Origin of the sequence: Pluralibacter sp. (genome assembly GCF_019237635.1) — a bacterium.
GTDB lineage: Bacteria > Pseudomonadota > Gammaproteobacteria > Enterobacterales > Enterobacteriaceae > Enterobacter_B.
On the sequence record NZ_JAFAGS010000111.1, the window covers coordinates 1 to 24,155 of the forward strand.

The window sequence follows — 24,155 nt, forward strand, 5'->3', positions numbered from 1 at the left end:
CTGTTCGACGACTGGGCGTCGCTGGTGTGGTATGACGCGCCAGCGCGCATTCGTAAGCTCCAGTCGCTGCCGCTCCCGCAGCTTGAAGAAGAGGTGGCCCGGGCGTTTCCACCGCGGCTTGGTCGCGTTACGCCGCTGGCTGCAGGCGCCTTTCCGCTCACGCGTCGCCACGCGCTGCGTTACGTACAGCCTGGCCTGGCGCTGGTTGGCGATGCGGCACACACGATTCATCCGCTGGCGGGGCAGGGCGTCAACCTGGGTTATCGCGATGTTGAGGCGCTGCTGGACGTACTGACGCGCGCACGCAGTCATGGGGAAGCATGGGGTAGCCTGCCGGTGCTTAAGCGTTACCAGATGCGCCGTATGGCCGATAACTACCTGATGCAGTCGGGTATGGATCTGTTCTACGCCGGGTTCAGCAACGATCTCGCGCCGGTACGCGTGCTGCGTAATATCGGGCTGATGGCGGCAGGTCGCGCCGGGGCGTTGAAGCGCCAGGCGCTGAAATATGCGTTAGGGCTGTAGGCTAAATCAGGGAAAGCAGAGACTTCAGCGCGGGCAGCGTTTCACCTGAGCGGACGAACTGCGCCTGGTGCCAGATTTGCCCGTCAGGGTGTGGTATCCCGGCAAACTGCAGTTCGTTGAGCGCAAATAGCCGTTGGCCGGTGCGTAATATTGCTGCCGCCAGTGGGATAAGCAGAACAAGGCTTCCGGCGACGGAATAGAGATCCAGCGGCGCTGCGATAAATTGCCAGACCGCCAGCACCACACAACCGGCCTGGAGGATAAGTTTCAGCAGAAAGCCTGTCAGAAAAAAACGCCGGGCTTTGGCCGGTGAGGAAAAGCCGGGGTTGGTTAGCAAGCTCCGCTGTTCCCGCACCGGAATCGCGTTAACGTAGACAAGCCACTCGCTATTCTCCTGTGGCGACCAGACCTTCATGCTCTCTTTTTGGCGATGCAGATACAGGGCAATCAGTACTGGCCAAAATAACCCTATCAGCAGCATATAGCCAAGCCCGGCGGAAAAGCCGATGAATGACAATGCGAAGCTGAGGACGACCGCCAGCAAGGGAAGGGGTTTATAAAACCATAGTGCGGAGGTTTGGTATTCCATCATGACATCCTTGCAAATCAGGCGTTGTATGATGACATTATCACCGGATAAACAAACAAAAAAGCTCGCCGTAGCGAGCTTTTTTGTTTGTTTAGTGGCTGGGGTACGAGGATTCGAACCTCGGGATGCCGGAATCAGAATCCGGTGCCTTACCGCTTGGCGATACCCCAACGGGCGCGTCGTGAGACGTCTTTCTAAAATTGGCTGGGGTACGAGGATTCGAACCTCGGAATGCCGGAATCAGAATCCGGTGCCTTACCGCTTGGCGATACCCCAATTTTATTTGGTGGCTACGACGGGATTCGAACCTGTGACCCCATCATTATGAGTGATGTGCTCTAACCAACTGAGCTACGTAGCCAAATTTTATTTCTTTTCACATCGACTGGCTGGGGTACCTGGATTCGAACCAGGGAATGCCGGTATCAAAAACCGGTGCCTTACCGCTTGGCGATACCCCAACAACAGGCACGTCAGTTTATCGATGAAAAGATGGCTGGGGTACCTGGATTCGAACCAGGGAATGCCGGTATCAAAAACCGGTGCCTTACCGCTTGGCGATACCCCATCCGTGCAACGCTTACCTGGGAATGGTGCGGGAGGCGAGACTTGAACTCGCACACCTTGCGGCGCCAGAACCTAAATCTGGTGCGTCTACCAATTTCGCCACTCCCGCAAAAAGATGGTGGCTACGACGGGATTCGAACCTGTGACCCCATCATTATGAGTGATGTGCTCTAACCAACTGAGCTACGTAGCCATCTTTTTTCGCGTTACCTTATCGGCGTTGCGGGGCGCATTATGCGTATAGACCCTTGCAGCGTCAACCCCTTTTTCATCGAAAATGACCGGAATGCGACTGTTTGGTTAGGTTGCGAACAGCATGGCCGAATAATCGGCGTTTATTGATTATTTATCGTATTTTAGGCGGGGAAAAACAACGGACCCCGTAGGGTCCGTACTGTTATTTGTAGGCTGACTGATGAACGCCGACCGCGCGACCGGAGGGATCGTTCATGGTTTTGAAGGCTTCGTCCCATTCAATGGCCTTAGCGGATGAACAGGCGACCGACGGACCGCCAGGCACACATTCCGCCGCGCTCGGTACCGGGAACAATTCTTCGAAAATTTCGCGATACAGGTACGCTTCTTTCGACGACGGCGTGTTGTACGGGAAGCGGAAGCGCGCGGTCTCCAGTTGCTGATCGGTAATCTGCTTCGCCGCCACCTCTTTTAAGGTATCGATCCAACTGTAGCCTACGCCATCAGAGAACTGTTCTTTCTGGCGCCAGGCCACGCTTGCCGGCAGGTAAGATTCAAAACATTCGCGCAGGATATGTTTTTCCATTTTGCCGTTGCCGCACATTTTGTCCTGCGGGTTAATGCGCATCGCCACATCGAGGAATTTCTTGTCGAGGAACGGTACGCGCGCTTCGACGCCCCAGGCGGACATCGCTTTGTTGGCGCGGGCGCAGTCAAACATATGCAGCGCCTGCAGCTTGCGAACGGTTTCTTCGTGCAGTTCTTTTGCATCTGGCGCTTTATGGAAATAGAGGTAGCCGCCGAACACTTCGTCGGAACCTTCACCGGACAGCACCATTTTGATGCCCATTGCTTTGATCTTACGTGACATCAGGTACATCGGCGTAGAGGCGCGGATGGTGGTGACGTCGTAGGTTTCAATGTGATAAATCACGTCGCGGATCGCGTCCAGACCTTCCTGTACGGTGAAGTGAATTTCATGGTGCACAGTACCCAGATGGTTGGCCACCTCCTGCGCGGCTTTGAGATCCGGAGAACCGACCAGACCGACGGCAAAGGAGTGCAACTGCGGCCACCAGGCTTCTGAGCGCTCCTGATCTTCCACGCGACGGGCGGCGTACTTTTTGGTAATGGCGGAGATAACGGAAGAGTCCAGACCGCCGGAGAGCAGTACGCCGTAGGGGACATCGGACATCAGATGGCTTTTCACTGAGTCTTCCAGCGCCTGACGCAATGTGGCTTTGTCGGTCGCATTGTCTTTGACGGCGTCATACTCGAACCAGTCACGCTGGTAGTACTGACGAATCTCGCCGTCTTTGCTCCACAGGTAGCTGCCCGCCGGGAACTCTTTGATGGTGCGACACACCGGCACCAGCGCTTTCATTTCGGAGGCAACGTAGAAGTTGCCGTGTTCGTCGTGGCCCATATACAGCGGGATGATGCCGATGTGGTCGCGGCCAATCAGGTAAGCGTCTTGCTCGCTGTCATACAGGGCGAAGGCGAACATGCCCTGCAGATCATCAAGGAACGCCGGGCCTTTTTCCTGGTACAGGGCGAGGATCACTTCGCAGTCTGAACCGGTCTGGAAGGTGTAGCGATCGCCGTATTCCACGCGCAGCGCCTGATGGTTGTAGATTTCACCGTTGACCGCCAGCGCGTGAGTTTTCTTCTCGTTGTACAGCGGCTGGGCGCCCGCGTTGACATCGACAATCGACAGACGCTCGTGCGCGAGGATAGCGTTATCGCTGGCGTAAATGCCGGACCAGTCCGGGCCGCGATGGCGCATCAGGCGGGAGAGTTCGAGCGCTTTTTTACGCAGCTCAACCACGTCAGTTTTAATATCCAGAACACCGAAAATAGAACACATAGAGAAATCTCCGTTAAACCTGTTGCGTGTTGTTGTGTCGTTGCATGAGATAAAAAATGCCGCAAACCACCGGACTACGCAATAGATTTACCGGCGAAAAAGTAAAAAGTGCAATAGAGATTAGTGAATTCTGAAAATCACGTATGTTATTGCCGCTGTCATTAGCGATTATTCAACAAAGTGGCGATTTTATTAGAGGGCTTTCTTTTTTCGTGTTCCAGAAAGCAAAAACCACGTCCGGGGACGTGGCGCTATTCAGATAACGTCGATTTCCGCAACCGACGGGTAAATCCACGACGGTCTGAACGGTACGCTGTCGATGTCGTCGACCGTCGATACGCCCGACAGCACCAGGATGGTTTCCAGCCCGGCCTGAAAGCCCGCGAGAATATCGGTACGCAGGTTGTCGCCCACAATCACCGTCTGCTCAGAGTGGGCCTGCATTTTATTCAGCGCGGCGCGGATGATCCACGGGCTCGGTTTGCCGACATAGAACGGTTTGCGCCCGGAGATTTTTTCGATACCGGCGCACAGCGCGCCGCAGGCAGGGTAAAAACCGCGGCCGTGGGTATCCGGGTTGGTGGCGATAAAGCGCGCGCCGTTGGCGACAAAGAAGGCCGCCTTATGCATCATTTCCCAGTTATAGGAGCGGGTTTCGCCGACAATGACGAAATCCGGGTTGACGTCGGTGATGGTGAACCCGGCTTTATAGAGTTCGTGGATGAGCGCGCCTTCGCCGACCACATAGGCTTTTTTTCCTTCCTGGCGTTTCAGGAAGTCGGCCGTCGCCATGGCGGAGGTATAGAAAACGCTATCCGGGACATTAACACCGGCGGTTGCGAAGCGGTTTGCCAGGTCTTGTCCGGTCTGGGAAGGGTAGTTGGTCAGCAGCACCAGCGGCATCCCTTTTTCCATAACGCGGTTAAGAAACTCTGCTGCGCCCGGCACGGCAATGTTGTCGTGCATCAGCACGCCGTCAATATCACAAATTACATTCTTAATGGTCATGGACTACCCGACGTCAAAAAAAGAAGGCGTCACTATAAAACGCCATTAGCTTTCCAGCAAACGTTGCAGAAGCATTCCGTTGAGCATAGCGCGTTTCACCAGGGCAAAGGCGCCGATGGCGGAACGGTGATCCAGCTCAGAGCGCACGACGGGCAGATTCTGGCGAAACGCCTTCAGCGCCTGGGTGTTGATACAGCCCTCAATGGCCGGTAGCAGCACTTTTTCCGCTTCGGTGATTTCACCGGCGATCACCACCTTCTGCGGGTTGAACAGGTTGATGGCGATGGCGATGGTTTTGCCCAGGTGACGGCCGACCTGCTCGATGACTTCGCTGGCGAGCGCATCGCCTTTGTTGGCGGCTTTACAGATGGATTTGATGTTGCAGTCATCCAGCGTCACGCGGCTCTGGTAGCCTTGCTCCAGCAGATGGCGCACGCGCTGTTCAATCGCGGCGTTGGCGGCGACGGTTTCCAGACAGCCGAAGTTGCCGCAGTGGCAGCGCTCGCCGAGCGGATCGACCTGGATATGGCCGATTTCGCCCACGTTGCCGTTGCGCCCGATGAAGATGCGGCCGTTTGAGATGATCCCGGCGCCGGTACCGCGGTGTACGCGCACCAGAATAGAGTCTTCGCAGTCCTGCGACGCACCAAAGTAGTGCTCGGCGAGCGCCAGGCTGCGGATGTCGTGGCCGACGAAGCAGGTCACGTTAAAGCGTTTTTCCAGCGCCTCCACCAGCCCCCAGTTCTCAACCTGGATATGCGGCATATAGCGGATCACCCCACTTTCGGGATCGACCAGCCCAGGCAGGATCACCGAGATAGCGATCAGCTCGCGGATCTTCCGCTGGCTGTGCTCTATAAAGGTGGCGATAGTGGAAAGCAGCGCATGCTCCAGGGTTTCCTGGGTGCGTTCCGGCAGCGGGTAGTGTTCTTCCGCCACCACTTTGCTGCTCAGATCGTAGAGCGTGAGCGTGGTGTCATGACGACCAAGGCGGACGCCGATGGCGTGGAAATTGCGGGTTTCAGTGACAATAGAGATAGCGCGGCGGCCCCCGGTGGAGGCCTGCTGATCGACTTCTTTGATCAGGCCGCGTTCAATCAGCTGACGCGTGATTTTAGTCACGCTGGCGGGCGCAAGTTGGCTATGCTCGGCAATCTGAATCCGCGAGATTGGTCCATGCTGGTCAATCAGGCGGTAAACGGCCGCGCTGTTAAGTTGTTTTACGAGGTCAACATTACCAATTTGAGCTTGTCCGCCTGATGTCATACTTTCACTTACTCAAGTCAACGACCTCGTTACCATTAACGATGGTCTTAGTGATTTTATAATCGCGGGTGAATGCGGTCAGGTTAGCAACCATTCCCGGTGCAAGGCTGCCCAACTGCTTGCTCACGCCGATAGCGCGGGCTGGGTACAGCGTTGCCATACGCAGCACTTCGTCCAGCGCGATGCCGCAGTGTTCCACCAGGTTACGTACGCCCTCGATCATGGTCAATGCTGAGCCGCTGAGGGTGCCGTTTTCATCCACACACAGTCCATCCCGGTAGTATATTGTTTTACCAGCAAAAATGAACTGTTCGATGTTAGCCCCTGCCGGCGCGGTGGCATCAGTCACCAGGCACAGCTTGTCGCCTTTCAGACGTTTCGCGTTACGGATATTGGCGAAGTCAACGTGCAGACCATCGGCAATGATACCGCAGTAAACGTCCGGCTCGTCGAAAATCGCGCCCGCAAGACCCGGCTCGCGGCCCGTAATATACGGCATGGCGTTATAAAGGTGGGTGGCGAAGGTAATTCCGGCGCGGAAGCCGATTTTGGCCTCTTTCAGCGTGGCGTTGGAGTGCCCGGCGGAGACCACAATACCGGCATTCGCCAGACGGGTAATGACGTCCGGCGCCACCATTTCAGGGGCCAGAGTGACCTTCGTGATAACGTCGGCGTTGTCACAGAGGAAATTGACCAGCGTGTCGTCAGGCTTACGCACATAGTTCGGGTTGTGCGTGCCTTTCTTTACGATGTTCAGCCACGGGCCTTCCAGGTGCAGACCCAGCGCCTGGTTCGGGTATTTGGCCAGGTATTCGCGCATCACGCGGACGCCCTGCATCATTAGCTCGTCGCTGGCGGTAATCAGCGTCGGCAGATAGCTGGTGCAGCCCGATTTCTCGTTGGCTTTTTGCATGATTTCCAGCGTTTCAACGGTCACGGCGTCGGCGGTATCGTTAAACTGCACGCCGCCGCAGCCGTTCAACTGTACGTCAATAAAACCGGGGGACAGAATGGCGCCATTCAGCGAGCGTTGCTCGACCCCGGACGGTAAATCAGCCAGTGGGCAAATACGTTCAATCAGGCCATTGGCGACAACAATCGCATGGTCATCCAGAATTTCGTGACCGGTGTAAATCCGGCCATGGGTTAAAGCATACATTACGACCCCCGGTTTCAAAATGCGCCCCGTCCCTGCGTAAAGGACGGGTATTCAATTACAGACCTTTAATGTTTTCTGCTTCTAATTCGTTGAAGTACTTCAGCGTTTTCACTTTCAGTTCCATGGTGGACGGCTCGTCGCACACCATCACCGCTTTCGGGTGCAACTGCAGGCAACTGATGGTCCACATATGGTTTACATTACCTTCAACGGCAGCCTGAAGCGCCAGCGCTTTCTGATGGCCCAGAACCAGAATCATAACCTCTTCGGCATCCAGCAGGGTACCCACGCCGACGGTCAGCGCATATTTAGGCACCTGGTTGACGTCGCCGTCGAAGAAGCGGGAGTTTGCCACACGGGTGTCATGGGTCAGGGTTTTAATACGGGTACGGGAAGAGAGAGAGGAGGCCGGTTCATTGAACGCGATGTGCCCGTCGTTACCCACGCCGCCCATGAACAGGTTGATTTTACCGTAGGAGCGAATTTTCTCTTCATACTGGCGGCATTCTGCGTCGATATCCGGGGCATTACCATTCAGCAAATTAATGTTTTCTGCCGGGATATCCACGTGGTCAAAGAAGTTGCGGTGCATGAAGCTGTGGTAGCTTTCCGGATGCTCTTTCGGCAGGCCGACATACTCGTCCATGTTGAACGTTACCACGTGTTTAAAGCTAACCTGGCCTGCTTTGTGCATCTCAACCAGCGCTTTATACGCGGTGAGCGGCGTGCCACCTGTCGGCAGACCCAGTACAAACGGACGATCCGCTGTCGGTTTAAACGCGTTGATGCGGTTAACGATATGACGGGCAGCCCATTTGCCCACTTGTTCTGCTGTCGCCAGGGGAATCAGTCTCATTGTTCACCTCAGTAGTTTAAAATAAATGTTGGCGGATTGGCGCCTTAACTCAGATAAGCGTAACCTGGATTTATCAATTGAGCGGGGCAATCCGTCTTGATTTTTTGAATGATAAAATAAGTTTTCCCTGTTAGCCAGTGTAAGGAGGAGGGGATTACGATATTTGGTGATAAAAATCACAAAAAATACGCTTTTAATTTGCGAGACGAATTAATTTTTCACACACTCTGAAGGCAGGTGAAAAATCGCCACGCTTTCAAGGTTAGTTACACTATAAAAAAACGGCTTTGAATGAGCCTTTACGGGGTCTCAAGGGGGAATAAAGTGAGTGTTCTAGGTTATTTACAAAAAGTCGGCCGCGCCCTTATGGTGCCAGTGGCCACGCTGCCTGCCGCAGCCATCCTGATGGGTGTCGGCTACTGGATCGACCCCAACGGCTGGGGTAACTCCAGCGCGCTGGCGGCGTTCTTCATCAAATCAGGCTCCGCCATTATCGACAACATGTCCGTGTTGTTCGCGATTGGTGTTGCTTATGGTATGTCCAAAGATAAAGACGGTGCAGCTGCGCTGACCGGTTTTGTGGGTTTCCTGGTATTAACCACTCTCTGCTCGCCAGCAGCGGTGGCGATGATCCAAAAAATCCCGGCGGATCAAGTTCCGGCGGCATTCGGTAAGATCAGTAACCAGTTCGTGGGTATCCTCGTCGGTATTATCTCTGCGGAACTGTACAACCGCTTTAGCAGCGTTGAGCTGCCGAAGGCGCTGTCGTTCTTCAGCGGACGTCGTCTGGTGCCGATTCTCACCTCGTTTGTGATGATCGTGGTCGCCTTCATTATGATGTACATCTGGCCGGTGATTTTCGACGGTCTGGTGAACTTCGGCGAACACATCCAGAAACTGGGTTCTATCGGTGCGGGCGTATACGCGTTCTTCAACCGTCTGCTGATTCCGGTCGGTCTGCACCACGCGCTGAACTCCGTGTTCTGGTTCGACGTCGCTGGCATTAACGATATTCCTAACTTCCTCGGCGGCGCGCAGTCTATCGAAGCGGGCAAAGCGGTTGTGGGTATCACCGGTCGTTATCAGGCGGGCTTCTTCCCGATCATGATGTTCGGTCTGCCGGGTGCGGCGCTGGCGATTTACCACTGCGCGCGTCCGGAAAACAAAGCGAAAGTGCTGGGTATCATGATGGCGGGCGCCTTTGCAGCCTTCTTCACCGGTATCACCGAGCCGCTGGAATTCTCCTTCATGTTCGTGGCGCCGGTACTGTACGTGATCCACGCCGTGCTGACGGGTATCTCCGTATTCATCGCGGCAAGCATGCACTGGATTGCGGGCTTCGGCTTCAGCGCCGGTCTGGTGGATATGGTGCTGTCTTCGCGTAACCCGCTGGCAACCCACTGGTACATGCTGATCCTTCAGGGTCTGGTGTTCTTCGTTATCTACTACGTGGTGTTCCGTTTCACTATCACCAAATTCAACCTGATGACCCCGGGTCGCGAGCTGGCAGTTGACGGCAGCGAAGCGGATGGTCAGGACATGAACGTGAGCGGCGCGAAAGAGCAGGACGTTTCTGGTCTGGCTCGTCAGTACATCGCGGCAGTTGGCGGTTCTGACAACCTGACCGGTATCGATGCGTGCATCACCCGTCTGCGTCTGAACGTGAAAGACTCCTCTTTGGTTAACGAAGCGCTGGCAAAACGTCTGGGCGCGTCAGGTGTTATCCGCCTGAACAAAACCAGCGTGCAGATTATCGTCGGCTTCGTTGCTGAGAAAATTGCTAACGCAATGAAAACCACCGGGCATGTCGCTGCCGCAGAAGCCGCTCCGGCTGCGGCTCCAGCTCAGGCCGCAGTAAAACCGCAGGCGGTACCGAACGCAGTAACCATCGCCGCGTTGGTTTCTCCGGTAACGGGGGATGTGGTGGCGCTGGAGCAGGTTCCTGATGAAGCGTTCGCCAGCAAAGCGGTTGGTGACGGTATTGCGGTGAAACCAACGGAGAAAACCGTTGTGTCTCCGGCAGCTGGCACCATCGTTAAAATCTTCAACACCAACCACGCGTTCTGTCTGGAAACCGAGAAAGGCGCGGAAATCGTTGTCCACATGGGTATCGATACCGTTGCGCTGAACGGCGAGGGCTTCAAACGTCTGGTGGAAGAGGGTGCGGAAGTGGCGGCAGGTCAGCCGGTTCTGGAAATGGATCTGGACTTCCTGAACGCGAACGCGCGCTCCATGATTAGCCCGGTTGTGTGCAGCAACATCGATGACTTCAGCGGCCTGGTGATTAAGGCGCAGGGTCACGTGGTTGCCGGTGTTACACCGCTCTATGAGATTAAAGGCAAGTAAGTGCTCCTGAGTAAGCGTTAAGCCTTAAGCGGCGGGGGATATCCTCCGCCGCTTTTTTTTATAGCGAATGCCCTCATTATTTTCTTTCAGTAGTTATTTTGCGTAACTAAGGGTTGTCAGTCGGTCCGGCTTATAAGATCATGTTGCGTTATACGTTGTTTACGCCTTGAGGAATGCACGATGAGTGAGGCAGAAGCCCGCCCGAGTAACTTTATTCGTCAGATAATCGATGAAGATCTGGCCAGTGGTAAGCACACCACAGTCCATACGCGTTTTCCGCCTGAGCCGAACGGTTATCTGCACATCGGCCACGCGAAATCTATCTGCCTGAACTTTGGTATCGCACAGGATTACCAGGGCCAGTGCAACCTGCGTTTCGATGACACCAATCCGGCAAAAGAAGACATCGAGTACGTAGAGTCGATTAAACACGACGTACAGTGGTTAGGTTTCCAGTGGGCAGGGGATATTTGCTATTCGTCTGACTATTTTGACAAGCTGTATCAGTACGCCGTCGAGCTCATCAACAAAGGTCTGGCCTATGTTGACGAACTGTCTGCGGACGAAATCCGCGAATACCGCGGTACGCTGACAGCGCCTGGCAAAAACAGCCCATACCGCGATCGCAGCGTGGAAGAGAACCTCGCGCTGTTCGAAAAAATGCGCGCAGGGGATTTTGAAGAAGGTAAAGCCTGTCTGCGTGCGAAAATCGATATGGCTTCACCGTTTATCGTGATGCGCGACCCGGTGCTGTACCGTATTAAATTTGCGGAACACCACCAGACCGGCAACAAGTGGTGCATCTACCCGATGTACGATTTCACCCACTGCATCAGCGATGCGCTGGAAGGTATCACCCACTCGCTGTGTACGCTGGAATTCCAGGATAACCGTCGTCTGTACGACTGGGTGCTGGACAACATCACCATCCCGGTTCACCCGCGCCAGTACGAATTCTCGCGCCTGAATCTGGAATACACCGTGATGTCCAAGCGTAAGCTGAACCAGTTGGTTACGGACAAGCATGTTGAAGGTTGGGACGACCCGCGCATGCCGACCATTTCCGGTCTGCGTCGCCGCGGCTATACCGCCGCCGCGATTCGTGAGTTCTGCAAACGTATCGGCGTGACAAAACAGGACAACACCATTGAGATGGCGTCGCTGGAGTCCTGCATTCGTGAAGACCTTAACGACAACGCGCCGCGCGCAATGGCCGTTATCGACCCGGTTAAGCTGGTTATCGAAAACTACCCGCAGGGCGAAAGTGAGCGGGTGGCGATGCCGAACCATCCGAACAAACCGGAAATGGGCAGCCGTGATGTGCCGTTCAGTGGCGAGATCTGGATCGATCGTGCGGATTTCCGCGAAGAAGCCAACAAACAGTACAAACGTCTGGTGCTGGGTAAAGAAGTTCGTCTGCGTAATGCGTACGTGATTAAGGCCGAGCGCGTTGAGAAAGATGCGGCGGGCAACATTACCACCATTTTCTGCAGCTACGATGCGGATACCCTGAGCAAAGACCCGGCGGATGGCCGCAAGGTGAAAGGCGTTATTCACTGGGTGAGCGCCGCGCACGCGCTGCCGATTGAAATCCGTCTTTACGATCGCCTGTTCAGCGTTCCAAACCCGGGGGCGGCGGAGGATTTCCTGGCGACCATCAACCCGGAGTCGCTGGTTATCCGCCAGGGCTACGCTGAGCCTTCGCTGAACGCGGCTGAAGCGGGTAAAGCGTACCAGTTTGAGCGTGAGGGTTATTTCTGCCTCGACAGCCGCTACGCGACCGCAGAGAAGCTGGTGTTTAACCGCACCGTCGGCCTGCGTGACACCTGGGCGAAAATCGGCGAGTAACGCGCCGTAGCATGAGAATACAGGCGCTGCTTCGGCAGCGCTTTTTTTATGACATTTTCGCGTAGCGAAATAATACCCTCATCGTATTACCTGACCTTTCTGTCGACTGTTACATTTGCAGAGTTTTATTTTCCTCTCTAACCGTTGCAGGCTGTGGTTTGTGACGCCATCCTCTTTCATTGATGTTTGTAACAAAACGAAATCAAATATGTGCGCCTTGTCATACTCTTGCGTTTTTGTGCGGAAAAAGGATTGATAATTCGCGTCGCGAAAAATAGTCTGTTCACAGTAGCATTCGGAAGGTTATTGATTCGCTGCTTTTATTTGTCAGTTTTTTATTTTTAATCGCTGTTTGCCCTTTTGCATCCAGCGTTTTTTAAAAGTCAAAGAGGATATACACATGCGTACGTTCAGTGGCAAACGTAGTACGCTGGCGCTGGCTATTGCCGGCGTCACCGCGATGTCGGGTTGGATTGCAGTTCCGCAGGCCAGCGCGGCAGGATTTATCGATGATTCAAGTTTAACGGGCGGTATCTATTACTGGCAGCGTGAACGTGACCGTAAAGATGTCACCGACGGGGATCAGTACAAAACCAACCTTTCGCATTCCACCTGGAACGCCAACCTCGATTTCCAGTCCGGTTATGCCGCTGACATGTTCGGTATTGATATTGCCGCGTTCACCGCCATTGAAATGGCGGAGTCTGCCGAAAGCGGACACCCGAACGAAATTGCCTTCTCCTCCAGCAATAAAGCGTACGACGAAGATTACTCCGGCGATAAGAGCGGGATCAGCCTGTATAAAGCGGCGGCGAAATTTAAGTACGGCCCAACCTGGGCTCGCGCGGGTTATATCCAGCCGACCGGACAAACGCTGTTAGCGCCGCACTGGAGCTTTATGCCAGGTACCTATCAGGGCGCCGAAGCCGGGGCCAACTTTGACTACGGCGATAACGGGGCGTTGAGCTTCTCCTATATGTGGACCAACCAGTATAAAGCGCCGTGGCATATCGAAATGGATGGCTTCTATCAGAACGATAAGAAGACCAAGGTCGATTATCTGCACTCGATTGGCGGGAAGTATGATTTCAAAAATAACTTTGTGCTGGAAGCCGCCTTCGGTCAGGCTCAGGGCTACATCGATCAGTACTTTACCAAAGCCAGCTATAAATTCGATATTGCTGGCACGCCGCTGACCACCAGCTATCAGTTCTACGGCACCCGCGACAAAGTCAGTAACGGCGGTATCAACGATATTTATGACGGCACCGCATGGCTGCAGGCGCTGACCTTCGGCTACAAAGTGGCTGATGTTGTCGACCTGCGACTGGAAGGGACCTGGGTTAAGGCTGAGGGGCAGCAGGGCTACTTCCTGCAGCGTATGACGCCGACCTACGCGTCCTCAAACGGTCGACTGGATATCTGGTGGGATAACCGCTCAGACTTCAACGCCAACGGTGAAAAAGCGGTGTTCTTCGGCGCGATGTATGACCTGAAAAACTGGGACATGCCGGGTTGGGCCGTGGGCGCATCCTACGTCTACGCATGGGATGCGAAGGCGGGCAAAATGGCGACGCCAGACGCTTACTACGACCCGAACTATCGCCTGACCGAATCGTCCTACAGCCTGGACGCTCTGTACACCGTTCAGGAAGGCCGCGCGAAAGGAACGCTGTTCAAGCTGCATTTCACTCAATACGACAACCACTCCGATATCCCGAGCTGGAGCGGCGGTTACGGCAACATCTTCCAGGATGAACGTGACGTGAAGTTCATGGTTATCGCACCGTTCACCATTTTCTGATGCCAGACGCGGCGGGGTTATCCCGCTGCATAACATTGAGGTCGCACTATGAAGAAAGTAATGCTGGTCGCCATCATGGCATCCGGGTTGGTCGCCTGCGCACAGCCGCCTGCGCCAAAGGAAGATTCAAAACTGAAGGACGCCTACAGCGCCTGTATTAATACCGCGGAAGGCAACCCTGACAAAATCCAGGCCTGCCAGAGCGTGCTGAATGTCATGAAGCAGGAGAAACAGCACGAGCAGTTCGCGAATCAGGAGAGCGTGCGCGTGCTGGATTATCAGAACTGCCTTCAGGCTACGCGTACGGGCAATGATCAGGCGGTTAAAGCGCGTTGCGATAAAATCTGGAAGGAAATTCGCAGCAACAATACAACGCAATAATGTTTTATCTTCTGTTGATGCCAGTAAAAAAGCCAACCGTCAGGTTGGCTTTTTTGATCAGCGGAAGATTATTTTTCGACGCCGTCGTGTGCGTGCTCGTTTTCACGGCAGTCGCCTTCAGCGCAGTGACCGTACAGGTACAGGCTGTGGTTGGTCAGGCGGATGCCGTGTTTTGCGGCAATTTCACGCTGACGCGCTTCGATAGACTCATCGCTAAATTCGATCACTTTGCCGCAGTCGAGGCAGATCAGGTGATCGTGGTGATGCTGCTGCGTCAGTTCAAAAACGGATTTACCGCCTTCAAAATTATGACGGGTCACGATGCCGGCGTCGTCAAACTGGTTCAGCACGCGGTAAACCGTTGCCAGACCAATTTCTTCGCCCATATCAATAAGGCGTTTATATAAGTCTTCCGCACTGACATGGTGGTTATCCGGCTCTTGCAGCACTTCCAGAATTTTCAAGCGAGGAAGCGTGACTTTCAGGCCGGCCTTCTTTAATGCGGTATTGTTGTCAGTCATGCGGAATCTGTCCTGTTGCTAAAGGCTTCCCTCGGGGAAGTATCACATAAGAGTGTAATCAGGATAATGCGTCTCATTATAGAACTGCCATGTCTAAATGAAAACCACAACTCCTGAGCAAAGTCTGCTTTTAAAAACGAGGCATCATCTGCAAAGCGAAACATCTGTCCTCGTCAAATCAACGGTTATTGTACAGATCTACGCTGGAAAGTTAAAAAATTGTAGCGATTATTTTGATTGCTTTTATCTATTAATGCGGCACAACTTAATCGTTGTGCCGCTATAAGATCAGGCATTCTTAATCGCTTCCAGATGCAGCTCTTCTGCAATCTGCTTAACCCATTTTTCAACGCGCTCTGCGGTCAGTTCCGGCTGGCGGTCTTCATCAATCGCCAGACCGACGAAGTGATCGTCATCGGCAAGGCCTTTAGAGGCTTCGAAGTGGTAGCCTGCCGTCGGCCAGTGGCCAACGATTGCGGCGCCGCGCGGCTCAATGATGTCGCGAATGGTGCCCAGCGCGTCGCAGAAGTATTCAGCGTAGTCTTCCTGATCGCCACAGCCAAACAGGGCAACCAGCTTGCCGTTGAAGTCGATATCTTCAAGCGTCGGGAAGAAGTCGTCCCAGTCGCACTGCGCTTCGCCGTAGTACCAGGTTGGGATACCCAGCAGCAGAATGTCGAAACCTTCGAGGTCTTCTTTGCTGCTTTTGGCAATGTCATGCACCTCAGCAACATCTTTACCCAGCTGCTTCTGAATCATTTTTGCGATATTTTCGGTGTTGCCGGTATCGCTGCCAAAAAAAATGCCTACGATTGCCATGAGTAAAATAACCTCTTGAAACGTCTTGAAATGGTGGTGGCATGATGCCCACAGATAAGGGCAATAATAGCAGGAGCAGCGGTGCGCGAAAACCGCTATCGCGCCGTACTGCACTCTCTGCTACATGAAAATGTTATTTTTGCGGATTTTCAGACAATCCCCTGGCCGCGCAGGGTAGCCAGTTGCTGCATCAGCATCTCTTCAATCAGTTCGCTGCGGCTCATATTTCGGGCGTCGGCCAGCTCATTGAGCGCATCGACAGCGTCGCTGTTCAGCTTCAGCTCGACACGTTTCAGGCCGCGGACCTTATCGCGTTTTAGCTGATTGCGCTTGTTAATGCGCAACTGTTCATCGCGCGAGAGCGGACTGGTTTTGGGTCTTCCCGGGCGACGCTCATTTGCGAACAAATCTAATGTCGTACGGTCCGTTTGTTCTTTTGCCATGATTCAGAGTGACTTCGGGGAAACAAGCCGCCGGAATACCCTCCGGCGTAGATAGCGCGCAATCATACATCACGGAGTCCGGCGCGCCAACGCCGACGGGCATTATGGCGCGCGGTCGCTCGGTTTTTAATCACTCAGCCAGATAACGGCGGATGGCGCGCAGAACGGCGTCCGGTTTTTCCGCATGCACCCAGTGACCGGCCCCGGCAATGACGTGGGCTCGCGCCTGCGGGAATTGCGCCAGCAGCGGCTGCCGGTAGGCCTCCGTCACGTACGGCGAGTTGCCGCCAGGAATAAAGAGCGCGGGCTTATCCCACGGGCGAATAGGCTCCCAGCCGACGATATGCGGATACTGATCCCACAGTACCGGCACGTTGAAACGCCATTCGCCGTCGATAAAGGATTTCAGCAGAAACTGGATCACGCCTTCTTCATGCAGGTGTTCGCGCATCACGGCGGCGGCCTGCTGGCGAGAGGTCGCTCCGGCGTCGGTGACCGCGTTGATGGCGGCAAAGATCTCATCGTGACGGCGCACCTGGTAATCCACCGGCGCGATATCGAGAGCCACCAGTTTGTCGATACGCTCAGGGGCGAGGGCGGTTAAAGCCATCACCGCTTTACCGCCCATGGAGTGGCCAACCAGTGTGGCTTTTTCAATCTGTAGCGCGTCCAGGGTGTCGAGCAGGTCCTGGGCCATTGCCGCATACGTCATTTCGGGGACGCGCGGCGAAAGGCCGTGATTACGCATGTCCACCTGTACGATGTCGTGGTCGGTGACCAGAGAGCGGGCGAGGATGCCTAAGTTATCCAGGCTGCCAAACAGGCCGTGGACGAGGACGATGGGTGAATGAGTGTGCAGGTTTTGTGCAGTTAGCGCTCGGCTATTCAATTTCATGGCAAAGTTCTTTTTTTCGCTCTGTCGGGTTAGGGTATTATGTTGAACATTCTGCCGCCCGGCTGCAACACCAGGAAGTATTCCTGAAATTGCCGCCACCCTGGTTTGACGCTATCCGCTGTTGGGATTTGACCTTATAATCCCAGCGACTTGTATTCAGAAAAGATATCGTACTGGATTAAGATGAAAACGATCGAAGTTGATGATGAGCTCTATCGCTATATTGCCAGCCACACCCTGCACATTGGCGAGAGCGCATCCGACATTTTACGGCGCATGCTGAAATTTTCCGCCGTCTCCCAGCCAGCCGCTACCGTCGTTAAAGAGTCCCCCGCTGCCGCACCTGCGCCTGTTGCGGCAGTGAAAGCGGCGACGACGCCGAGAGATAAGGTTCGCGCTATGCGTGAGCTGCTGCTTTCTGATGAATACGCCGAACAGAAAAAAGCGGTGAACCGCTTTATGCTGGTGCTGACTACACTCTACTCACTGGATGGCAAAACGTTTGCTGAAGCGACGGAGTCTCTGCATGGCCGTACCCGCGTCTATTTCGCGGCCGATGAGCAAACGCTGCTGAAAAACGGTAACCAGACCAAACCCAAACAGGTGCCAGAAACCCCGTACTGGGTGATCACCAACACGAACACCGGTCGTAAATGCAGCATGATTGAACACATCATGCAATCAATGCAGTTCCCTGCGGAATTAATTGAAAAGGTTTGCGGCACAATCTAACCCTTGCATGAGAAGGACCAGGCAATGGCAACTCATAACCGTGCGGGTCAACCTGCACAACAGAGTGATTTGATCAACGTCGCCCAGCTGACGTCTCAGTACTACGTGCTGAAGCCGCAAGCAGGCAACGCGGACCACGCGGTAAAATTCGGGACCTCCGGTCACCGTGGCAGCGCCGCTCGTCATAGCTTTAACGAACCGCACATTCTGGCGATTGCTCAGGCAATTGCGGAAGAGCGTGCGAAAAACGGCATCACCGGTCCGTGTTTTGTGGGTAAGGATACTCACGCGCTGTCTGAGCCTGCGATCATTTCCGTACTGGAAGTGCTGGCGGCCAACGGTGTGGATGTGATTGTGCAGGAGCAGAACGGTTATACCCCGACGCCTGCTATCTCTCATGCTATCCTGGTTCACAACAAAAAAGGCGGCGCTCAGGCTGACGGCATCGTCATCACCCCGTCGCACAACCCGCCGGATGACGGCGGCATTAAATACAATCCGCCAAACGGTGGTCCGGCAGACACCAACGTCACCAAAGTGGTGGAAGATCGCGCGAACGCGCTGCTGGCCGACGGCCTGAACGGCGTGAAGCGCATGTCGCTGGATGCCGCATGGGCTTCCGGCCACATTAAAGCGCTGGATCTGGTTCAGCCGTTCATCGAAGGACTGGTGGATATCGTCGATATGGCGGCTATCCAGAAAGCGGGTCTGAAGCTCGGCGTCGACCCGCTTGGCGGGTCCGGTATCGAATACTGGAAGCGTATCGCGACGCACTACAAGCTCGATCTGACCATTGTTAACGATCATGTCGATCAAACATTCCGCTTCATGCACCTCGATAAAGACGGCGCTATCCGTATGGACTGCTCCTCTGAGTGCGCAATGGCGGGCCTGTTGCAGCTGCGCGACAAGTTCTCTCTGGCCTTCGCCAACGACCCGGATTACGACCGCCATGGCATCGTGACCCCGGCCGGGCTGATGAACCCGAACCACTACCTGGCGGTGGCGATCAACTACCTGTTCCAGCATCGCCCGCAGTGGGGCGCTGATGTTGCCGTAGGGAAAACCCTGGTGTCGTCGGCAATGATTGACCGCGTGGTGAACGCGCTGGGCCGTCGGCTTGTGGAAGTGCCGGTGGGCTTTAAGTGGTTCGTCGACGGCCTGTTTGACGGCAGCTTTGGCTTTGGCGGCGAAGAGAGCGCGGGCGCATCATTCCTGCGTTTCGACGGTACGCCGTGGTCTACCGACAAAGACGGCATCATTATGTGCCTGCTGGCGGCGGAAATCACCGCGGTTACCGGTAAGAACCCGCAGCAGCACTACGATGAGCTGGCGGCTCGCTTCGGCGCGCCGAGCTACAACCGTCTGCAGGCTCCGGCAACGTCCGCGCAGAAAGCCGCACTGTCTAAACTCTCCCCGGAGATGGTCAGCGCTAACACCCTGGCGGGCGATCCGATCACCGCGCGTCTGACAGCGGCGCCGGGCAACGGCGCGTCTATCGGCGGCCTGAAGGTGATGACCGACAACGGCTGGTTTGCGGCGCGTCCGTCTGGTACGGAAGATGCGTACAAAATCTACTGTGAAAGCTTCCTCGGCGACGAACATCGTAAGCTGATTGAGAAAGAAGCGGTTGAGATTGTCAGCGAAGTGCTGAAAAACGCGTAAGGCGTGAACGAAGAAAAGTAGGCTCCTGAGAAGGCGCCTGCTTTTTTTTTGCCCTTTAACCGGGGAGAGCGTGACGGTGGCAGGTTAACGTTTCGCAGTCGATGCGTACAACGCAGACCGCCTTCATCATCTGTTCCCGATAGTGAAAGGTTTTTCCCGGCGCTGACTGGCGCATGATGGCATCCAGCCCGCGCCGCATCTCCTCACGACGTTGCAGTATCGAGGCATACCCGGTGGCCATAATGCTGGTATAGGCGAAGCCGTAATCACAGGCGTCGTCCGCCGTAATAAGCCCGTGGTCGCCGTCGATTTCAACGCTGACCGCCGGGTTTTTACGCAGCAGCCGCATTTTTTTCCCGGTTCTGGCGCCGTGGAAATAAATCACCCAGCGCCCGTCCTGATAGTCATAGCCAAAATTGACCGGAACAACATACGGCCAGGCATCGTCATTAAGGGCTATCCGGCAGACCTGATGCCGTTCGACGATTGCCCGTATGTCTGCAATTGCAGTGACTTCCCGCTCTGGATTGCTCATAACTTGTGTCTTATCGTTGATGGTTTGAACTGCCCGGGCCGCCTGAGCGGCGACCCGGAGACGGGGATCAACCGTGTTTGTTTTTCAGTTCAAAGCGCGGGGAGACCAGGCCATACAGCGTCCAGCCCAGGAAGGTCACGATAGAGCCGTACAGCATCGCCTCTTCGCCGGAAGAGTAGAGCGCGTAGAAGCTATAGATAGCCCCGATCAGCGCTACGGCGTTGGCGATTTTCGCTTTGCCCGGATCGACCTTCGCCACTTTCTGGATGATGACCAGCGCCGCCATCGACAGGATGTACGGAATAATGTTGGTCACCACCGCCAGGTTAACCAGCACGTTGAACTGGTTGTTCAACGACGGGCTAATAGTCATCAGCGCTAACCCGGACTGGATGACCACGATAGTCAGCATCCCCTGGACAGGCGCATCCGCCTGGCTGGTGCGGGAGAAGATTTTCGGGAAGTAACCTTCGTCCGCCGAAGATTTAAACACCTGGGCGATAGTGAACTGCCAGCCGAGCAGTGAGCCGCAGCAGGACATTACCATCAGACCCATGATCACTTTGCCCACTTCCGGGGTAAACATCTGGGCGAAAGCCAGACCGAACGGCGCGGTGGAGTTCGCCAGATCCATGTTCGGCACAATCCCGGCAATCACGTTGGTTGAGACGATGTAGATCACCGCCGCGCCCAGGGTCCCGCCGAGAACAGCGATAGGCACGTTACGTTCCGGGTTCTCCACCACTTCCATGTTGGCGCAGGCGGATTCCAGGCCCAGGAAGGCCCACAGCGTCATGGCGATAGACGAGCTTACCGCGCTGAAGAACGGCACGTTATGCGGGTTCCATGCGTTGACGTACATTGTCGGGCTAAACCAGAACCAGCCGATAATGCACAGACCGACGACCGGAATGATAACGCCCCAGACGGTGACGCTACTGATCTGACCGGTGATGCGCGCGCCGCCGAAGTTGGCAATCGTACACAGCCACAGCACGCCGATGGTGGCGATACCGATTTGCACCGGGCTCAGCGTGGCGCCGAATAGCTCGGTGCCGTAGCCGACTGCCGAAATGGCGATCGCCACGTTGGCAATCAGCAGCGACACGCCGTAGGTGTAGTTCGCCATGAAGTTGCCGGACTTACCGAAGGCATACTCCGCATAGCCGCCCATCCCGCCGGACTTACGGCTGAACATCCCGCATTTAGCGAAGGCCCACGCCAGAGCCATTGAGCCCACGGCGGTGACCAGCCAGGAGATAATGGAAATGGTGCCGACTTCAGCCAGTTTGGTGGGTAACATGATGATGCCCGAACCCATCATGTTCACCATCGTCAGGATGGTGAGCTGAACAACCCCCATTTTGTTGGATTTGCTCATAATTTTTCCCCTTTCAGCAGCGCATTGGGGGCGTGCTGATCGTTAATCACATAGCACCACACCTGTTTGCGACCGTCGTGCTCCTGGAGGTAAACCCCCTGGAGTTCCGGTGCAAAGCCGGGCAGCAGATTGATACCTTCTTCCAGCGCGGTGAAGTAGCGCAGTACGGCGCCGCCCCAGATTTCGCCCGGAACGACGCACAGTATGCCTGGCGGGTACGGCAGCGCGCCTTCTGCGGCAATGCGACCTTCGGCCTGTGGCAGCGGCACCAGACTGACCTGGCCGCGCAGATAGGCGTAGTTAGCGTCCTGCGGGTTCATGCTCACGCGCGGGAAGTGCGATTTGCGGAACATCTCTTTTTGCAGTTGCTTAACGTTGTGACGGGCATAGAGGTTGTGCATTTCCTGGCACAGCTGGCGCAGGGTGTAACCTTCATAGCGATCTTTATGTTGGCCGTAGAGCGACGGCAACACGTCGGCAAGCGGCGCATCGGACTCAAGCAGGGTTTCAAACCGTACCAGCAACGCGACCAGCTGCTGCAGCTTGGCCATGTCTTCAGCTGGCGTCAGCAGGAACAGGATGGAGTTGAGGTCGCATTTTTCCGGGATCACGCCGTTTTCACGCAGGAAGTTGGCGAGGATGGTGGCCGGTACGCCAAAGCGCTCATACTCGCCATTCGCCGCATCGATGCCCGGCGTGGTCAGCAGCAGTTTGCATGGATCGACAAAGTACTGGTGCTCGGCGTAGCCCTCAAACCCGTGCCAGCGTTCACCCGGAACAAAATGGAAGAAACGCAGGTCGGTGGAGATATCGGCGGTCGCCCAGGACTGCCACGGCTTGCCGTCGACGAGTTCCGGGACAAACGGGCGGATATGTTTGCAGTTATCGAGAATCAGCTTACGGGTTTCGATACCGCTAACCACGCAGTCCATCCACATGTTGCGACCACATTCGCCTTCGTGCATCTTCGCGTTGATATCCAGTGCCGCAAACAGCGGATAGAACGGGCTGGTGGAGGCGTGCATCATAAAGGCATTGTTCAGACGCTTATGCGGAACATAGCGCTGTTGCCCTTTGATATGGCTGTCTTTTTTGTGGATCTGCGAGGTCTGTGAGAAACCTGCCTGTTGTTTGTGCACCGACTGGGTCACCAGAATGCCAGGATCGTTTTCGTTGAGATCCAGCAGCAGCGGCGAGCAGTCCGCCATCATCGGAATAAACTGTTCGTAACCCACCCAGGCGGAGTCAAACAGAATGTAGTCGCACAGATGACCGATTTTATCGACCACCTGACGGGCGTTATAGATGGTGCCGTCGTAGGTACCTAACTGAATCACCGCCAGACGGAACGGACGGGCGTCCTGTGCGCGGGTTGGCGCGGCTTCGCTGACCAGCTCACGCAGATAGCGTTCTTCGAAACAGTGGGCATCAATACCGCCGATAAAGCCGTATGGGTTGCGTGCTGTTTCCAGGTAAATCGGCGTTGCCCCCGCCTGCAGCAGTGCGCCATGGTGGTTAGACTTGTGGTTGTTGCGGTCAAACAGCACCAGATCGCCCGGCGTCAGCAGGGCATTCAGCACCACTTTGTTGGAGGACGAGGTGCCATTAAGCACGAAGTAGGTCTTGTCGGCGTTAAAGACCTTCGCCGCATGCTGCTGGGCGATGCACGGCGCACCTTCGTGGATCAGCAGATCGCCCATAGCGACATCGGCGTTGCACAGGTCAGAGCGGAAGAGTGCTTCGCCGAAATACTCGACAAACTGGTTGCCCGCTGGATGGCGGCGGAAGAATTCGCCGCCCTGGTGGCCCGGGCAGTCAAAAGCGCTGTTGCCCTGAGCGACGTAATCGACCAGCGCGCGGAAGAACGGTGGGCGCAATTGCACCTCGTATTTGTGCGCGGCGGCCTCCAACTGACGGCCGTAAAAGTCGTTCCGGGTCTCATCGTGCTCGAACACCCCCTGAATACGTGAAAGGTACTCAGCAGGCACGATTTCTTCTTTATTAATGGCAATAAATACCGGGATGTTGTAGCCGGTTGCATCTATTTCATCGAGTTTGCCGCGCTCGACATCTTCAATAGACAATACGGCGGCGGCAACGTCAATAAAATGGCTTTCACAGGTATTGATAATAGAACGCTGTGTCGTAAAACAATCAGGGCAAGTACGGCTTACTGCAATTTTTAATTCTGACATTGGGATCTCTTCTTTATTTTCGGTAATAACAGGCCCTCAATTTCTTAAAAAAGAAATTGATTTTTCCGGATAAAAGGCAATATCACTCCGCTGATAATAAAATCAGGAAATTGCTTTTTTGGGATGTCACAAATCCCACCAGTCCGGTGACTGGCAATGTGCAGGATTTGTCAGGGCGAGCGCTATTGGCTACAGGCGGATGCCTGTACTGGCAAAATTCAGGAAGACCTGTATGCGAAAGCGCCCGTAGTCGGAAGACTACCGGGCATTAAAGAAGTGAAAGTCAAAACTATTTCGGTGGGCAAACATCATGATATGTGTTGTCCGCCTTATATGGGGCATCGTTCGGCTATTGTTTTCCATTTCGTGTACCTTCATGCATTGAGTGAAAGTGGGGTCATTTTATCCATGAATGAAAGGTAATCTGTGAAGATGATCAATAAAATATGATCATTTAAGAAATAAATAGTCATTGGTTATGCATATCACAGAATGATGTGCTGAATTGTATGTTTATTGTGAATGAAATGTGTTGAATAATGATTTGAATTAATCTTG

Annotated in this window: 21 protein-coding genes, 7 tRNA genes and 1 pseudogene; 7 read left to right on the forward strand and 22 right to left on the reverse strand. The window is 54.7% G+C overall.

Annotated elements, in window-relative coordinates:
* A partial coding sequence (locus JO226_RS12850; protein WP_293592676.1) for an FAD-dependent monooxygenase occupies nt 1-525 on the forward strand: 525 nt, incomplete at its 5' end.
* Between the two features lies 1 nt (nt 526).
* On the opposite strand, the gene JO226_RS12855 is transcribed toward JO226_RS12850, so the two are convergent.
* The 13 genes from JO226_RS12855 to nagB all read right to left on the reverse strand — a co-directional run bounded on the left by JO226_RS12855 (nt 527) and on the right by nagB (nt 8,032).
* Nucleotides 527-1,117, reverse strand: a complete 591-nt coding sequence (locus tag JO226_RS12855; RefSeq protein WP_293592678.1) for a hypothetical protein — start codon at nt 1,115-1,117, stop codon at nt 527-529.
* 92 nt (nt 1,118-1,209) lie between these two features.
* Nucleotides 1,210-1,284 (reverse strand) — tRNA-Gln (locus tag JO226_RS12860).
* Between the two features lie 31 nt (nt 1,285-1,315).
* Nucleotides 1,316-1,390: transfer RNA gene (locus tag JO226_RS12865), tRNA-Gln, on the reverse strand.
* Nucleotides 1,391-1,398: 8 nt separating this feature from the next.
* Nucleotides 1,399-1,475: transfer RNA gene (locus tag JO226_RS12870), tRNA-Met, on the reverse strand.
* A gap of 25 nt (nt 1,476-1,500) precedes the next feature.
* Nucleotides 1,501-1,575: transfer RNA gene (locus JO226_RS12875), tRNA-Gln, on the reverse strand.
* Between the two features lie 32 nt (nt 1,576-1,607).
* Nucleotides 1,608-1,682 (reverse strand) — tRNA-Gln (locus JO226_RS12880).
* Between the two features lie 23 nt (nt 1,683-1,705).
* A tRNA-Leu gene (locus JO226_RS12885) sits at nt 1,706-1,790 on the reverse strand.
* A gap of 7 nt (nt 1,791-1,797) precedes the next feature.
* Nucleotides 1,798-1,874: transfer RNA gene (locus JO226_RS12890), tRNA-Met, on the reverse strand.
* 204 nt (nt 1,875-2,078) lie between these two features.
* Nucleotides 2,079-3,743: an asparagine synthase B gene (asnB, locus tag JO226_RS12895; RefSeq protein ID WP_293592680.1), complete on the reverse strand. Its 1,665-nt coding sequence runs from the start codon at nt 3,741-3,743 to the stop codon at nt 2,079-2,081.
* Nucleotides 3,744-3,998: 255 nt separating this feature from the next.
* Nucleotides 3,999-4,751 carry a ribonucleotide monophosphatase NagD gene (nagD, locus tag JO226_RS12900; protein WP_293592682.1) on the reverse strand — a complete coding sequence of 251 codons (753 nt, stop codon included), beginning with the start codon at nt 4,749-4,751 and terminating at the stop codon, nt 3,999-4,001.
* Between the two features lie 45 nt (nt 4,752-4,796).
* Complete coding sequence (locus tag JO226_RS12905; RefSeq protein WP_293592684.1) at nt 4,797-6,017, reverse strand: N-acetylglucosamine repressor; 1,221 nt, start codon at nt 6,015-6,017, stop codon at nt 4,797-4,799.
* 4 nt (nt 6,018-6,021) lie between these two features.
* Nucleotides 6,022-7,176 carry an N-acetylglucosamine-6-phosphate deacetylase gene (gene nagA / locus JO226_RS12910; RefSeq protein ID WP_293592686.1) on the reverse strand — a complete coding sequence of 385 codons (1,155 nt, stop codon included), beginning with the start codon at nt 7,174-7,176 and terminating at the stop codon, nt 6,022-6,024.
* 55 nt (nt 7,177-7,231) lie between these two features.
* The gene (gene nagB / locus JO226_RS12915; RefSeq protein ID WP_293592688.1) at nt 7,232-8,032 is read right to left on the reverse strand and encodes a glucosamine-6-phosphate deaminase; all 801 of its coding nucleotides are present in this window, start codon (nt 8,030-8,032) and stop codon (nt 7,232-7,234) included.
* A 324-nt stretch (nt 8,033-8,356) separates the two neighbouring features.
* Between nagB and nagE the strand changes: the two genes are divergently transcribed.
* Nucleotides 8,357-10,378, forward strand: a complete 2,022-nt coding sequence (gene nagE, locus JO226_RS12920) for an N-acetylglucosamine-specific PTS transporter subunit IIBC (protein ID WP_293592690.1) — start codon at nt 8,357-8,359, stop codon at nt 10,376-10,378.
* 180 nt (nt 10,379-10,558) lie between these two features.
* Nucleotides 10,559-12,226 (forward strand): glutamine--tRNA ligase, encoded by a 1,668-nt coding sequence (glnS, locus tag JO226_RS12925; protein WP_293592692.1) that lies wholly within the window; start codon nt 10,559-10,561, stop codon nt 12,224-12,226.
* Between the two features lie 188 nt (nt 12,227-12,414).
* On the opposite strand, the pseudogene JO226_RS12930 reads toward glnS, so the two are convergent.
* Nucleotides 12,415-12,537 (reverse strand): annotated as a pseudogene (locus tag JO226_RS12930) (hypothetical protein); the annotation flags it as partial.
* A gap of 89 nt (nt 12,538-12,626) precedes the next feature.
* Between JO226_RS12930 and chiP the strand changes: the two are divergent.
* Both chiP and chiQ read left to right on the forward strand, forming a co-directional pair.
* On the forward strand, nt 12,627-14,030 hold the full coding sequence (gene chiP, locus JO226_RS12935) for a chitoporin (protein ID WP_293592694.1): 1,404 nt from the start codon (nt 12,627-12,629) through the stop codon (nt 14,028-14,030).
* A gap of 48 nt (nt 14,031-14,078) precedes the next feature.
* Entirely contained in the window at nt 14,079-14,411 is a 333-nt protein-coding gene (gene chiQ, locus JO226_RS12940) for a ChiQ/YbfN family lipoprotein (protein ID WP_293592696.1), read from the forward strand.
* 68 nt (nt 14,412-14,479) lie between these two features.
* Here the strand turns inward: chiQ and fur are convergent, their stop codons facing one another.
* The 4 genes from fur to ybfF form a co-directional block, all read right to left on the reverse strand.
* Entirely contained in the window at nt 14,480-14,932 is a 453-nt protein-coding gene (gene fur, locus JO226_RS12945) for a ferric iron uptake transcriptional regulator (protein WP_293592698.1), read from the reverse strand.
* A 288-nt stretch (nt 14,933-15,220) separates the two neighbouring features.
* Complete coding sequence (fldA, locus tag JO226_RS12950) at nt 15,221-15,751, reverse strand: flavodoxin FldA (RefSeq protein ID WP_293592700.1); 531 nt, start codon at nt 15,749-15,751, stop codon at nt 15,221-15,223.
* A 149-nt stretch (nt 15,752-15,900) separates the two neighbouring features.
* Entirely contained in the window at nt 15,901-16,194 is a 294-nt protein-coding gene (gene ybfE, locus JO226_RS12955) for a LexA regulated protein (RefSeq protein ID WP_013367106.1), read from the reverse strand.
* A gap of 130 nt (nt 16,195-16,324) precedes the next feature.
* Nucleotides 16,325-17,089, reverse strand: coding sequence for an esterase (ybfF, locus tag JO226_RS12960; RefSeq protein WP_293592702.1), 765 nt, complete (start codon nt 17,087-17,089; stop codon nt 16,325-16,327).
* 183 nt (nt 17,090-17,272) lie between these two features.
* Here ybfF and seqA point away from each other — a divergent pair, with 183 nt between their 5' ends.
* Together seqA and pgm are read left to right on the forward strand one after the other, a co-directional pair.
* Complete coding sequence (seqA, locus tag JO226_RS12965) at nt 17,273-17,821, forward strand: replication initiation negative regulator SeqA (RefSeq protein ID WP_293592704.1); 549 nt, start codon at nt 17,273-17,275, stop codon at nt 17,819-17,821.
* Nucleotides 17,822-17,845: 24 nt separating this feature from the next.
* Complete coding sequence (gene pgm / locus JO226_RS12970) at nt 17,846-19,486, forward strand: phosphoglucomutase (alpha-D-glucose-1,6-bisphosphate-dependent) (protein ID WP_293592706.1); 1,641 nt, start codon at nt 17,846-17,848, stop codon at nt 19,484-19,486.
* Between the two features lie 55 nt (nt 19,487-19,541).
* Here the strand turns inward: pgm and JO226_RS12975 are convergent, their stop codons facing one another.
* From JO226_RS12975 to speFL, 4 genes are all read right to left on the reverse strand, one after another.
* Complete coding sequence (locus JO226_RS12975) at nt 19,542-20,021, reverse strand: pyridoxamine 5'-phosphate oxidase family protein (protein WP_293592708.1); 480 nt, start codon at nt 20,019-20,021, stop codon at nt 19,542-19,544.
* Nucleotides 20,022-20,088: 67 nt separating this feature from the next.
* Entirely contained in the window at nt 20,089-21,402 is a 1,314-nt protein-coding gene (gene potE, locus JO226_RS12980) for a putrescine-ornithine antiporter (RefSeq protein WP_293592710.1), read from the reverse strand.
* A complete protein-coding gene (speF, locus tag JO226_RS12985; protein ID WP_293592712.1) occupies nt 21,399-23,597 on the reverse strand; it encodes an ornithine decarboxylase SpeF in 2,199 nt (732 codons plus the stop codon). Before speF ends, potE begins: the two co-directional genes overlap by 4 nt.
* A 258-nt stretch (nt 23,598-23,855) precedes the next feature.
* Nucleotides 23,856-23,960, reverse strand: coding sequence for a leader peptide SpeFL (gene speFL, locus JO226_RS12990; RefSeq protein WP_114149115.1), 105 nt, complete (start codon nt 23,958-23,960; stop codon nt 23,856-23,858).
* Between the last annotated feature and the right edge of the window lie 195 nt (nt 23,961-24,155).

Coding starts and splice junctions, on each gene's coding strand:
- ybfE (WP_013367106.1), bottom strand. CDS start 16,194: ATGGCAAAAGAACAAACGGACCGTACGACATTAGATTTGTTCGCAAAT.
- ybfF (WP_293592702.1), bottom strand. CDS start 17,089: ATGAAATTGAATAGCCGAGCGCTAACTGCACAAAACCTGCACACTCAT.
- nagA (WP_293592686.1), bottom strand. CDS start 7,176: ATGTATGCTTTAACCCATGGCCGGATTTACACCGGTCACGAAATTCTG.
- potE (WP_293592710.1), bottom strand. CDS start 21,402: ATGAGCAAATCCAACAAAATGGGGGTTGTTCAGCTCACCATCCTGACG.
- speFL (WP_114149115.1), bottom strand. CDS start 23,960: ATGGAAAACAATAGCCGAACGATGCCCCATATAAGGCGGACAACACAT.
- chiP (WP_293592694.1), top strand. CDS start 12,627: ATGCGTACGTTCAGTGGCAAACGTAGTACGCTGGCGCTGGCTATTGCC.
- pgm (WP_293592706.1), top strand. CDS start 17,846: ATGGCAACTCATAACCGTGCGGGTCAACCTGCACAACAGAGTGATTTG.
- nagD (WP_293592682.1), bottom strand. CDS start 4,751: ATGACCATTAAGAATGTAATTTGTGATATTGACGGCGTGCTGATGCAC.
- JO226_RS12855 (WP_293592678.1), bottom strand. CDS start 1,117: ATGATGGAATACCAAACCTCCGCACTATGGTTTTATAAACCCCTTCCC.
- JO226_RS12905 (WP_293592684.1), bottom strand. CDS start 6,017: ATGACATCAGGCGGACAAGCTCAAATTGGTAATGTTGACCTCGTAAAA.
- speF (WP_293592712.1), bottom strand. CDS start 23,597: ATGTCAGAATTAAAAATTGCAGTAAGCCGTACTTGCCCTGATTGTTTT.
- fldA (WP_293592700.1), bottom strand. CDS start 15,751: ATGGCAATCGTAGGCATTTTTTTTGGCAGCGATACCGGCAACACCGAA.
- seqA (WP_293592704.1), top strand. CDS start 17,273: ATGAAAACGATCGAAGTTGATGATGAGCTCTATCGCTATATTGCCAGC.
- nagB (WP_293592688.1), bottom strand. CDS start 8,032: ATGAGACTGATTCCCCTGGCGACAGCAGAACAAGTGGGCAAATGGGCT.
- asnB (WP_293592680.1), bottom strand. CDS start 3,743: ATGTGTTCTATTTTCGGTGTTCTGGATATTAAAACTGACGTGGTTGAG.
- JO226_RS12975 (WP_293592708.1), bottom strand. CDS start 20,021: ATGAGCAATCCAGAGCGGGAAGTCACTGCAATTGCAGACATACGGGCA.
- chiQ (WP_293592696.1), top strand. CDS start 14,079: ATGAAGAAAGTAATGCTGGTCGCCATCATGGCATCCGGGTTGGTCGCC.
- fur (WP_293592698.1), bottom strand. CDS start 14,932: ATGACTGACAACAATACCGCATTAAAGAAGGCCGGCCTGAAAGTCACG.
- glnS (WP_293592692.1), top strand. CDS start 10,559: ATGAGTGAGGCAGAAGCCCGCCCGAGTAACTTTATTCGTCAGATAATC.